We start from the raw sequence: 12092 nt of genomic DNA, 5'->3' as shown, positions 1-12092 counted from the left end.
TGGCGTGCTTGTTTATAACAATCAACACCAATCCCCTGTGGGAGCGGGCTTGCTCGTGAAGGCGGTGGGTCAGTCAGCATGGATGTTGAATGTAATGACCCCTTCGCGAGCAAGCCCGCTCCCACAAGGGGGTTGTGGTGTTGCAGCAATCGGCAAAAAAAAGGCCGGATCATCTGGGGAGATGACCCGGCCGTCTGTGGCGGGAGGAGCGCTTACTGCACTTCTACCGCCAGGCTTTCACTGATCTTTTTCTGCCAGATGGCAGGACCGGTGATGTGTACCGACTCGCCCTTGCTATCGACCGCAACAGTCACGGGCATGTCTTTGACGTCGAACTCGTAGATGGCTTCCATCCCCAGTTCGGCGAAGGCCACGACGCGGGATTTCTTGATGGCTTGTGCCACCAGGTAAGCCGCGCCGCCGACTGCCATCAGATAAACGGCTTTGTGGTCCTTGATCGCTTCGATGGCGGTCGGACCGCGCTCGGATTTGCCGATCATGCCCAGCAGGCCGGTTTGCTCGAGGATCTGCCGGGTGAACTTGTCCATCCGCGTCGCGGTGGTCGGACCGGCAGGCCCCACCACTTCTTCGCGCACCGGATCAACCGGGCCGACGTAATAGATGAAGCGACCTTTCAGGTCCACCGGCAGGGTTTCACCCTTGTTCAGCATCTCGACCATGCGCTTGTGCGCGGCGTCGCGACCGGTGAGCATCTTGCCGTTGAGCAACACGGTTTCGCCCGGTTTCCAGCTCTGCACATCTTCCGGGGTCAGGGTGTCGAGGTTGACGCGACGGGCCGACGGGCCGGCTTCCCAGACGATTTCCGGGTAGGCGTCCAGCGGTGGTGCTTCCAGCGAGGCCGGGCCGGAACCGTCGAGCACGAAGTGTGCGTGACGGGTGGCGGCGCAGTTCGGGATCATGCACACCGGCAGCGAAGCGGCGTGGGTCGGGTAATCCATGATCTTCACGTCGAGCACGGTGGTCAGGCCACCCAGGCCCTGGGCGCCGATGCCCAGTTGGTTGACCTTCTCGAACAGCTCCAGGCGCATCTCTTCGATACGGTTGGACGGGCCGCGCTTTTTCAGCTCATGGATGTCGATGGATTCCATCAACACTTCCTTGGCCATCACCGCGGCTTTCTCGGCGGTACCGCCGATGCCGATGCCGAGCATGCCCGGTGGGCACCAGCCGGCGCCCATGGTCGGAACGGTCTTCAGCACCCAGTCGACGATCGAGTCGGACGGGTTGAGCATGGCCATTTTCGACTTGTTCTCGGAACCGCCACCCTTGGCCGCCACGTCCACTTCTACGGTGTTACCCGGAACGATGGAATAGTGGATCACGGCCGGGGTGTTGTCCTTGGTGTTTTTACGAGCGCCCGCCGGGTCGGCGAGGATCGAGGCACGCAGGACGTTTTCCGGCAGGTTGTACGCCTGGCGCACGCCCTGGTTGATCATGTCGTCCAGGCTCATGGTGGCGCCATCCCAACGCACGTCCATGCCCACGCGGACAAACACGGTGACGATGCCGGTGTCCTGGCAGATCGGACGGTGGCCGGTGGCGCACATGCGCGAGTTGATCAGGATTTGCGCCATCGAGTCACGGGCCGCTGGCGATTCTTCGCGCAGGTAGGCTTCGTGCATCGCCTGGATGAAGTCAACGGGGTGGTAATAAGAAATGAACTGCAGGGCGTCGGCAACGCTCTGAATCAGGTCGTCTTGCTTGATCACGGTCATGAGTCGCGCTCCTCTAAAAGACGGGAACATTCGATAACGGGAGCTACAAGTTTCAAGCTTCATGCAACAAGCCAGAGCAGTCTGCGCACCGCTTTAAACTTGTCGCTTGCAGCTTATCGCTTGAAGCTGGCCCAAAGGGCTCGCACGCCGGGGCTGCTGGCGCGACGCTAAAAAGGCGCGGCAGTATAACGCGCCTCGGTGGCGGGTACACGCGCCGACAGTCAATCGTTGGTCGTATAGGGTGGGCGTTGACGGGATCGGGTTGCCATATTTGGGATCCACCCCTCACCCCAACCCTCTCCCCAGAGGGGAGAGGGGGAAAGGGGGCCGATCTTCATGCTGTTCAAACCTGAGTTCGACTGGATTTTTCAGGTCGATGTAGCTGTAAGAACAACTCGGTCAGTCCCTCATCCCAAAGCGGGAGTGTGCAAGGGCGCTGATGTTCATGCTGTTCAAACCTGAGTTCGACTGGATTTTTCAGGTCGATGTAGCTCTAAGAACAACTCGATCAGTCCCCTCGCCCCTTTGGGGAGAGGGTTAGGGAGAGGGGTCGATCTCATGCTGCGAATACCTGCCCAGACATACAGAGGGCCATGCTTTTGACGCCAGTTTTCCGATCCCAAAATTGAATGGTCATTTATCGGTCGCGCCACTAAAGTGGCAATCGGCCTGTAGAGTAGGACACTCTTTCAGCCTCTTTTCCTTCGGTGAGTCATCGATTGACCCATAACGCCATCCAGCGCCTGTTGCTCAAACGTTTTGCCCTCGCGGCCGGCACCTATGCCCTGGCATTGCTGCTGCTGTGGCTGGCGTTTTTCACCGGTCACTACGATGAGTCCCTGGCCGGCGTCGCCATCGGCAGTGCGTTGGTGGTCATCAGTCAGGCAGCGCTGTTCGCGGTGTTCTACAGCGGCTGCAACCTGCGTTTTACCGATCCCAGCCTGACCGAAGTCCAGGTATTGCTGGGCCTGGGCTGGCAAACCTGGCTGATCTTTCACTTGGACGAGGCCCGTGGCGCGTTCCTGGTCTTCTATATCCTGATTCTGCTGTTCGGCCTGTTCCACTTGTCACGGCGTGCCTTTGTGCGCTGCGCGGTGCTGGTGTTCTTCAGTTTCAGCGCGATCACGCTGTGGGAGGGCTACCACTTCCAGTTGCACGACCCGGCCCTGGCGCTGTTGCAGGTGTGCGTGCTGTTTATCGTGCTGGTGTGGCTGGTGCTCTACGCCCGTTACGTCCAGGCCTCGCGCCAGCTCATGCGCCAGCGGCGCTTCGCCTTGCAGGCGCACCAAGACACTCTGCGCGGGATGATGCGCCAGCTCGAAGATCTGGTCGCCACCGACGAACTCACCGGGCTGTTCAACCGCCGCCATTTCCTGCGCCTGGCCTCCCGAGAACTCAACGCCATGGAACCCGGCGTGGTGCACGGTCTGGCGTTGATCGACCTTGATCACTTCAAACGCATCAACGATGTGCACGGCCACGCCGCTGGCGATCAGGTGCTGCAAGCCTTCGCCGGGGTGGCCACCGCGTGCCTGCGCAACGGCGATGTGCTGGCCCGTTACGGCGGGGAAGAATTCGTGGTGTTGCTGCCGGATTGCGACGCCGAACGCCTGACCTCGTGTTGCGAGCGACTGCGCATTGCCTTTACCGATGTCGAATTGTTCGGCCTGAGCGTGAGCAACCTCAGCCTGTCCGCCGGCATGACGCTCCTGGAACTGGGCGATGACCTCGACGACGCCCTGCAACGGGCCGATCAGGCGCTGTACCGCGCCAAGCGTGACGGCCGCAATCGTTGCGCGGCGGCCTGGGAGAACGTCGATGCCTGAGCTGCGAGTCGGCGAACGCCAGTGGTCGGTGGCAGCGGGCAGCAACCTGCTCGATGCCTTGAATCAGAACGGTGTGTCGGTGCCTTACAGCTGCCGCGCCGGCAGTTGCCATGCGTGCCTCGTTCAATGCGTGCAAGGCTTGCCCAGCGACAGCCGCCCCGATGCCCTGAGTGCCGACCAGCGTCAGCAAGGTTGGCGCCTGGCCTGTCAGTGCTCGGTGGTCGAAGACTTGCAGGTGCACACCTTCGACCCGCAACGGGACGGGCGCCCGGCCGAGGTCGCCGCCGTCGACTGGCTCAGCGCCAATGTGCTGCGCTTGCGCCTGATCACCCAACGTCCGCTGCGCTACGGCGCCGGCCAGCACTTGGTGCTATGGGCCGGCCATGTGGCGCGCCCGTATTCGTTGGCCAGCCTGCCGGACGAAGACCGCTTCCTGGAATTTCACCTCGATTGTCGCCAGCCCGGCGAATTCAGCGACGCGGCGCGCCAGTTGCAGATCGGTGACACGCTCCGTCTCGGCGAACTGCGCGGCGGCGCGCTGCATTACGACCCGGACTGGCACGGCCGACCGCTGTGGCTGATGGCGGCCGGCACCGGTTTGGGGCCGTTGTTCGGCGTATTGCGCGAAGCGTTGCGTCAGGATCACCAGGGCACCATCCGCGTCATTCACCTGGCCCATGACGCCGATGAGCATTACCTGGCCAAACCCCTGCAAGCCATGGCACTTGGTCGTGACAACCTGAGCGTTGAACTCTGGACCCCGGCCGAGTTGCCCCAGGCGTTGGCGCAACTGCGGCTTGTTTCGCGGCAAACCCTGGCCTTACTCTGCGGTGCTCCCGACAGTGTCGACGCCTTTGCCCGGCGCCTGTACCTGACGGGACTGCCGCGCAATCAACTGCTGGCCGACGTGTTCCTGCCCCGTGGTTGAGCGCTGATCGTTTAACCACGCGAGATTGCCCATGACCGATGCCATCCAACTTGAACGCGAGCGCGGTCTGCTGACAGTGCGCTTCAATCGCCCGGACAAGAAAAACGCCCTGACCCGCGCGATGTGCAGCCGCTTGGCCGAAGCGCTGAAGCAGGCCGACAGCGACCCGCAAATCAACGCCGTGCTGATCACCGGCAGCAGCGAATGCTTCACCGCCGGCAACGACATCGCCGACTTCCTCCAGCAACCGCCGAGCAGCCTCGACAGCCCGGTGTTTCATTTCATGCTCAACCTGCTCGACTGCCGCAAACCGGTGATCGCCGCCGTGGCTGGCGCAGCAGTGGGGATTGGCACCACGTTGTTGCTGCATTGCGATCTGGTCTACGTCAGTCGCGATGCGCGATTGCGCATGCCGTTCGTCAACCTCGGGTTGTGCCCGGAGTTTGGTTCCAGCCTGATCCTGCCGCGCTTGCTTGGGCAGGCCAAAGCCGCCGAGTTGTTGTTGCTCGGCGAAGGTTTCACCGGTGAGCAAGCCGCCGCGTGGGGCATTGCCACCGAAGCGTTGGGCAGTGGCGAAGCGGCATTGGCCAAGGCGCGGGAAATGGCGTTGAAGTTTGAATCGCTGCCGCCGGAAGCAGTGCGCATCAGTAAACAGTTGATGAAAGCGCCGGATCGGGAATTGATCCGCCGGGTGATCGAAGAGGAGGGCGCGTTGTTCATCCAGCGCCTGCGCTCGCCGGAAGCGATGGCGGCGTTGTCGGGGTTTATCAATCGGCATTGAGTCTTGCGGTGAGTGGGCGGGCCTCTTCGCGGGCAAGCCTCGCTCCTACATTTGGAATGCGTTCCCCCTGTAGGAGCGAGGCTTGCCCGCGAAGGCGTCCGCCCAGACAACACAAATCCTGGACCAAAAACCAAAAAGCCCCGCCATTCACATGGCGGGGCTTTTGGTTTTCAGCAACCGGTCACTCAGACCTGCGGATCGCCAACGTGCAGGATTTTCATCCCGTTGGTGCCGCCGATGGTGTGGTAGCTGTCGCCTTTGGTCAGGATGACCCAATCGCCTTGCTCGACCACGCCGCGTTTGACCAGCTCGTCGATCGCCTTCTGGCTGACTTCGTTCGGCGCCAGGGAGGCCGGGTCGAACGGCACGGTGTAGACGCCACGGAACATGGCCGCGCGGGCCTGGGTTTCGCGGTGCGGGGAGAACGCGTAGATCGGCACCGAGGAACGGATGCGCGACATGATCAGCGGCGTGTAGCCACTTTCGGTCAGGGCGATGATCGCCTTCACGCCCGGGAAGTGGTTGGCGGTGTACATGGCCGCCAGGGCGATGGACTGGTCGCAGCTTTCGAAGACCTTGCCGATGCGGTGGCTGGAGGTCTTGCTGGTCGGGTGCTTTTCGGCGCCGACGCAGATGCGCGCCATCGCTTGCACGGCTTCCAGCGGGTACAGACCGGCAGCGCTTTCGGCCGAGAGCATCACGGCGTCGGTGTAGTCGAGCACGGCGTTGGCCACGTCGGACACTTCGGCGCGGGTCGGCATCGGGTTCTGGATCATCGACTCCATCATCTGGGTCGCGACGATCACTGCCTTGTTGTGGCGGCGTGCGTGCAGAATGATTTTCTTCTGGATGCCCACCAGCTCGGCGTCGCCGATTTCCACGCCCAGGTCACCACGGGCAACCATCACTGCGTCGGACGCCTTGATCAGCGCATCGAGGGTTTCGTCGTCGGCCACGGCTTCGGCGCGTTCGATCTTCGCCACCAGCCAGGCAGTACCGCCGGCCTCGTCGCGCAGTTGACGGGCGTATTCCATGTCGGCGGCGTCACGCGGGAAGGACACGGCGAGGTAGTCGACTTCCATTTCGGCGGCGAGCTTGATGTCGGCCTTGTCTTTTTCAGTCAGGGCTGGCGCGGTCAGGCCACCGCCGCGACGGTTGATGCCTTTGTGGTCCGACAGCGGACCGCCGATCAGCACGGTGCAATTCAGTTCGGTGGCGGTGGCGGTATCGACGCGCATCACCACGCGGCCGTCGTCGAGCAGCAGCTCGTCGCCCACACCGCAGTCCTTGACCAGGTCCGGGTAGTCGATGCCGACCACTTGCTGGTTGCCTTCGGTCAGCGGATGGCTGGTGGAGAAGGTGAATTGATCACCGATCTTCAGCTCGATCTTCTTGCCGGCGAATTTGGCGATACGGATTTTCGGGCCTTGCAGGTCACCCAGCAGGGCGACGAAGCGCCCGTGCTTGGCGGCGAGGTCACGCACCAGCTTCGCGCGAGCCTTGTGCTCGTCGGGGGTGCCGTGGGAGAAGTTCAGGCGGGCGACGTCCAGGCCAGCCAGAATCAGCTGTTCGAGAACTTCCGGCGAGTTACTGGCCGGGCCAAGGGTAGCGACGATTTTGGTGCGACGGACGGACATGCATAGACTCCTGAGTTCAAGCGCTGAGTGAGGCTACTATGCTCTTTGCCTGTAGTCATTGTTCGTATGCACTACTTATTCGTTTCTTTCTTTAAACGAACATTCCTGAAGATTTCCGCCAACGGGTCGATACAGTGCTCAAGACAGGAGAACCCCCATGCGATTCGTGCCCATTGCCGCCCTTGCCCTCAGTGTCCTCAGTGTCACGGGCTGCACCCGTTGGTCGATGAACCATCATTTGAATAACGCCTACAGCGCCTACGATCGGGGCAATTGCGAGCAGGTGATGCTCGAATTGTCCAAGGTTGACCGCGCCAGCCGCGCCCGGCCGTATGTTCGACCGGAAGTGTCGATGATGCGCGGCCAGTGCCTTGAGCGGCAGAAGCTGTTTGTCGATGCGGCCCAGACGTACCAGTACATCATCGCCTCGTACCCGCAAAGCGAATACGCCTACCGAGCCCGCGCGCGTCTGGAAACCCTGGAGTCACTGGGCCACTATCCGACCCGCAGCGCGGCGGCGGTGGTACGGCCGACCCGTTTCTGATGATAGATCTCATACAAAGGCTGGCTGGTTGTATAGGTTCAGCTATAGTCGAATAAATCGGCTTCAGCGCCTTGCCGCTGAGCCGACGCAACACCTGCGACTGGCAGCGGCAAAAGTGGCGGCGGTGGGTAGGACTGTCACACCGGAAGCGGGGAGAGCGTGCCCATCCTGCGTATAAACAGCAGAAGGCCCGTTCCGAAGCATTAGTGCGGCTCTGCTTAAGAGCCTTGCGTAGCGAATTCAGCATGTTTACCGACCGCCGGATCGAGCGGCATCAACTGCCGTATTTTCTGAAAGTGTTCAACAGCGTTACCGACAAGCCCATCGGCTTTCTGGGCAATGTCTCCGAAGACGGGCTGATGCTGATCAGCCAGTTGCCGATGATGATTGGCGCTGACTTCGACCTGCGTCTGAAAATCCCCGCCAGCGACGGTTGTACGCAGGTCATCGATTTGCGTGCGAGTTGTTTGTGGTGCCATGAAGACGCCACGCCCCACCACTATGACGCCGGGTTCAGCCTGCAACGGGCACCGCCGGAATATGGGCAACTGGTGAGTGCGTTGCGCCAGTACTTCAGTTTCCAGCCGTTGCCTGCTTCGGCCTGAACAGCGAAAGATCGCAGCCTGCGGCAGCTCCTACAGAATCGGCGTTTCCCCGCGATAGTGAGGTGAACGCGGTCTATGTAGGAGTGGCCGAAGGCTGCGATCTTTTGATCTTGCTTTAAGTCGGGCTCACCGCCGGTTCACTCTCCAGCGTCTTTTCCACCAGCATCAATCCCATCTCACTCAACTGATAAATCGCCATCGCCAGGTGCCGTGGCTTGTCGTCCAGGCTTTCGGCCAGGTCGAGCAGCAGGATATTGACCGAGGAAAAGGTTTCGAACGCCTGGATGTTGATGGCGTGGGTTTTGGCTTCAGGGGCGACGGTAAACATTTTCATGGCTCGATCCTTGGCCGTTGGCGCGTGCAGGTGGTGGGCATCGGGTTTGAGGTAGTAATCGAGAGCGCGGTCGGCGGCCTCGCGGAGTTTCTTGGCATCGAGGGTGGCCGAAAACGAGTCCGTTTTCGGCGGATTGGGTGTTGCTTTGAACATATTCGTGACCTTTGAGTGAGGCTGCCACCGACTCGCGACTAAACGAAGGGGTGGCGGCTGTACACAGGTTAGTCGACCGGGAAGGACCACGAAAACCGGCGCGCCCGAGGGCGCCCTGTGCACAGCCACCATAACGTTCAGGAAGGGGGATAGGGAACATCCCGACCGTCTGGCCTGCTTTGCACATTCGTGGAACCTCCCGGGCGACTAAACCCGGCCGCTGCCAATCAGCGACGCGAATCAAATTACGGGGCAGGCCAAATGTGCACAAGCCGGCGGATTCTGGCGGACTTGTAGGCAATGGCGCAAGGCTTCGTAGGCCTCAAAAAACGTGGGAAAAGTCCGTAGGGCCGTTCGTCTGAACTGTCAGATATTACAGGTAGACGCGGCTTCTGAGATAAATCAAAAAGGAAGGACCTTTCACTCCATCCTTTTGAGGAGCCCTCCATGTCGGACGACGATAGCGAAACAACGGTCTCCACTGCCCTGCCGCCATTGAGGAGTCGCGGTCCAGCCAACCTTTCCATTGTCGGTGGGTTATTCGAAGTGTATTTCCAGATTCCTTGGGATGGGCAACATCAGGTATGGCTGGATTTCTATGTCAATAACGCCCGTGTCGACGGTTTTGCCGGCGAGTGGTTCTATGGCAGGACCGAGCATTGGCGGGCGCTTGGATCCAGCCAGCCGGGGAGTGCGCGGATCTGGGCGCGGTGGCGCTCAGGTAATGAATATTCGCCTCCCATCGAAATTTATATTTGGATAAGCAACCGTCCGGTCATCGTAAGTCCGGCGAGCAACGCCGTGGTCACCGATCGCCGCCCGAGGATTTCTGGAACCGGCGGTGGCAATTGTTCCCTCAGAGTTGTACAGACAAATACAGGGGTGCCCCTGAGCGATGTGTTTACAGCGACCAATAATAACTGGGCAGTGACGCTGAACCGGGATTTGCCTTACGGCGATTATTCGATCGCTATTGAGCAGAGCCAGGCAGGATATGCCACCCGTTACAGTGAAAATCGCCCTTTCAGGGTCGTGGGTGCCACTATTTCGTCGCCTGCGCAAAACGCTATCGTCGCCCTCCCTGAAATACTCTTCAAGGGCGAAGGCCTTCCAGGATCGACCATCACAGTCGTCAAGCAAGCCAACCATTACGACGTTGTCAGCCAATCGGTGACGGTCGGTACAAACCAAACTTGGCAAGCCGCTCCCAAACCTGGCCTGACGCTGCCCAGCGGTCCCTTGACCGTTGAAGCGCAGTACGTGATGGCGGGCATTTCCAATGGTTACTCCCCCCCTGTCACCATCAGCGTCCTCGGCATCCCCACCATCACGACCCCTGGCGGTATCGTCGACACAACTTTCAGCGTTGCAGGCAACAACGGCTTCCAGGGCGCCGTGGTCCAGATCTTCATTGACCTGAGCGACACCCTGGTCGGGGAAACGGGGGTGTTCTCCGCGCCAGGCTGGGGCCGCTCCGTCATCCTCCAGCCGGGGCCGGTGAGGCTGGTGGCGCGGCAAAGCACGCAAGGTGTTTTTTCGTTGCGCAGTGCCCCGGTCACCTTCAAGGTTCGCCCACCCCAACTGACCTCGGTCACGGTCACGCCGCTGGCCAATGCCAGCCTGCGATTTTCAGGCACGGGCTACGCAGGTGCGACCGTCGACGTGGTAAAGGTCAGCGGGCCGGGTTCGCAGACGGTGCCGTCGGTCGGGGTCAGCGATGCTGGCATCTGGCAAGTGGATTCCGTCAATTGGCCGCTGGGCCAATACAGTTTCAAGGCCACGCAAAAAGTGTCCGATAACAGCGGTGGCTGGATTGTTTCCACGGAATACACCTTCAGTTACACCGTGGTATTGCCGAGGCCCACGGTCAGTTATACCGGCGGCTACACACCGGTGTTCTCCGGAACGGGTTACAACGGTGCCACGGTAGTGCTGTTGAATCCGGGGGGCAGCAGCAGCGGTGTGCCGAATGCTCTGGTGAGCGGCGGGCGCTGGTCCAGTACGGCGTCTGAAGTGTGGGGGCCGACCTTGAAGCGCAAGCTTCACCTGCGCCAAGAGCTGGGCGGGCAAGTTTCAGAGGGTTGGGTGGAGATTGAGGTGACCATCGCGCCGCTGGCGCCGGTCATCGACGATATCACCGTGATCGAGGACGGCCAGCACTCACCCATCTTCAAGGGCACCTGCTGGGACGACGCCCAGGTCAAGCTGCGCTTCAGTGATAATGCGCAAGAGCATCAGGCGACCGTCACCGGCACCCAATGGACCTTCAAGCGCAGCACGCCCTTCGCCCCCGATGTCTATCACGAGGTGACCGCCACCCAGCGCGCAGCCGGGCAGGATTCGCCCGCGGCCGCCCTACGTTTCTCGCTTGAGCGGTTTATACCCCAACCGGTGTTTACTGCGCCGGTCGAGGGCTCGGAAGTCGGGCGCAACCCGCTCGTCACGGGCAGCGGCGGGATCGCCGGCGGGAAAATCGAACTACACGATGCACAATTCACCGGGTTGGTGGGCGAGAGCGACAGCCTGATCGCGGATGGCAACTGGGAGGTGCAACTCAATAACCTGGCGTTTCGCGACTACACCTTGACGGCGGTGCAACTCATGGGCGGGCGCACGTCCGAGTTCAGCGCCGAGCATTCATTCAGGGTGGTGGTGCTGCCGCCCGAGATCGAGGTTCCCGCCCCGGACGGCACACTGCCGCGCATCGCCAGGATTTCGGGCAAGGGCCTGCCAGGCGCCAGGGTCGATGTGTGGTTACAAGGCGTTGCCGACCCGATCCTCACGGGAATCAGTGTCGATACCAATGGCCTCTGGCAAAGCGCGGCGATCACGCTGGACATCGGCCGGCACAGCCTGCGGGCGCGACAGACCTTTGACGGCCGGCCGTCGAAAGACAGTCCCGTACAGGCCTTTCGCGTGGTGCCGGTGGCGCCGATCATCGAAACCCCGGTCGACGCCGCAGCAGTCGGGCGCGGGGTCGTGGTGTCGGGCTTCGGCCACCCGGGCGATACGGTGGCGGTGGCCCTGAGTACGGCACCGCAAACGGTGCTGGGGCGTGCACCGGTGCTCGCTGATCGCACCTGGTCGATGGCGGTCGAACTGGTGGTCGCCGCGGGTGACCACGACTTGATTGCCATTGCGTCGAGCGGCGAATTTCAGTCCGGTTCGTCATTGCCACGCAAGGTGCGAGTGGGGCCGTACCTGCCCAGTATTGATGTGCCGGCGCCGAGCCGATGGGTCACCGACCCTGTGGCATTCGCCGGCAAGGGCCAGCCAGGCGTCGGCGAGCTGGTGAGCTGGTTCAACCCGGAGCGGGTGGTGGCGCGGGACATTGCGGTGACCGCCAGTGGCTGGCAAAGCGACGCGACGATACGGCTGCCGCAGGGTGGCTATTGGGTGCGGTTCAGGCAGGTTATCGGCAGTGGTGGCAGCGCCATTCATTCCGACTGGGCCGACAGCCGCCGTTTCGAGGTGGTGCCTTCCCCGCCGGGACTTCCCGCTACTAAGGCCCGTGCCGACGAAAGGTAGCGTCTACTGTCAGTTCTGAC

General features: G+C 61.5%; 9 protein-coding genes. 6 read left to right on the top strand and 3 right to left on the bottom strand.

Annotated elements, in window-relative coordinates; all coding sequences use genetic code 11:
- Nucleotides 1–212: 212 nt before the first annotated feature.
- Nucleotides 213–1736, bottom strand: a complete 1524-nt coding sequence (locus HB680_RS09900) for a fumarate hydratase (protein WP_003214142.1) — start codon at nucleotides 1734–1736, stop codon at nucleotides 213–215.
- A gap of 719 nt (nucleotides 1737–2455) precedes the next feature.
- Between HB680_RS09900 and HB680_RS09895 the strand changes: the two genes are divergently transcribed.
- From HB680_RS09895 to HB680_RS09885, 3 genes are read left to right on the top strand one after another with little or no spacing between them, the layout of a single operon-like run.
- Nucleotides 2456–3562, top strand: coding sequence for a GGDEF domain-containing protein (locus HB680_RS09895; protein ID WP_213938305.1), 1107 nt, complete (start codon nucleotides 2456–2458; stop codon nucleotides 3560–3562).
- Entirely contained in the window at nucleotides 3555–4490 is a 936-nt protein-coding gene (locus tag HB680_RS09890; protein WP_213938304.1) for an iron-sulfur-binding ferredoxin reductase, read from the top strand. Before HB680_RS09895 ends, HB680_RS09890 begins: the two co-directional genes overlap by 8 nt.
- A 31-nt stretch (nucleotides 4491–4521) precedes the next feature.
- Nucleotides 4522–5271 (top strand): enoyl-CoA hydratase-related protein, encoded by a 750-nt coding sequence (locus HB680_RS09885; protein ID WP_213938303.1) that lies wholly within the window; start codon nucleotides 4522–4524, stop codon nucleotides 5269–5271.
- Between the two features lie 185 nt (nucleotides 5272–5456).
- On the opposite strand, the gene pyk is transcribed toward HB680_RS09885, so the two are convergent.
- Nucleotides 5457–6908: a pyruvate kinase gene (gene pyk / locus HB680_RS09880; protein ID WP_213938302.1), complete on the bottom strand. Its 1452-nt coding sequence runs from the start codon at nucleotides 6906–6908 to the stop codon at nucleotides 5457–5459.
- Between the two features lie 157 nt (nucleotides 6909–7065).
- Between pyk and HB680_RS09875 the strand changes: the two genes are divergently transcribed.
- Nucleotides 7066–7452, top strand: coding sequence for a tetratricopeptide repeat protein (locus tag HB680_RS09875; RefSeq protein ID WP_213938301.1), 387 nt, complete (start codon nucleotides 7066–7068; stop codon nucleotides 7450–7452).
- A gap of 245 nt (nucleotides 7453–7697) precedes the next feature.
- Nucleotides 7698–8057, top strand: coding sequence for a PilZ domain-containing protein (locus HB680_RS09870; RefSeq protein ID WP_213938300.1), 360 nt, complete (start codon nucleotides 7698–7700; stop codon nucleotides 8055–8057).
- A gap of 115 nt (nucleotides 8058–8172) precedes the next feature.
- On the opposite strand, the gene HB680_RS09865 is transcribed toward HB680_RS09870, so the two are convergent.
- Nucleotides 8173–8544: a DUF6124 family protein gene (locus tag HB680_RS09865; protein WP_213938299.1), complete on the bottom strand. Its 372-nt coding sequence runs from the start codon at nucleotides 8542–8544 to the stop codon at nucleotides 8173–8175.
- 447 nt (nucleotides 8545–8991) lie between these two features.
- On the opposite strand from HB680_RS09865, the gene HB680_RS09860 reads away from it, so the two are divergent.
- The gene (locus HB680_RS09860) at nucleotides 8992–12072 is read left to right on the top strand and encodes a hypothetical protein (protein ID WP_256735495.1); all 3081 of its coding nucleotides are present in this window, start codon (nucleotides 8992–8994) and stop codon (nucleotides 12070–12072) included.
- Nucleotides 12073–12092 lie beyond the last annotated feature (20 nt).

Source organism: Pseudomonas sp. dw_612 (assembly GCF_018449725.1).
GTDB lineage: Bacteria > Pseudomonadota > Gammaproteobacteria > Pseudomonadales > Pseudomonadaceae > Aquipseudomonas.
The sequence above is the reverse complement of the archived record's forward strand: the minus strand, read 5'-3'. Positions and strand labels throughout refer to the sequence as shown.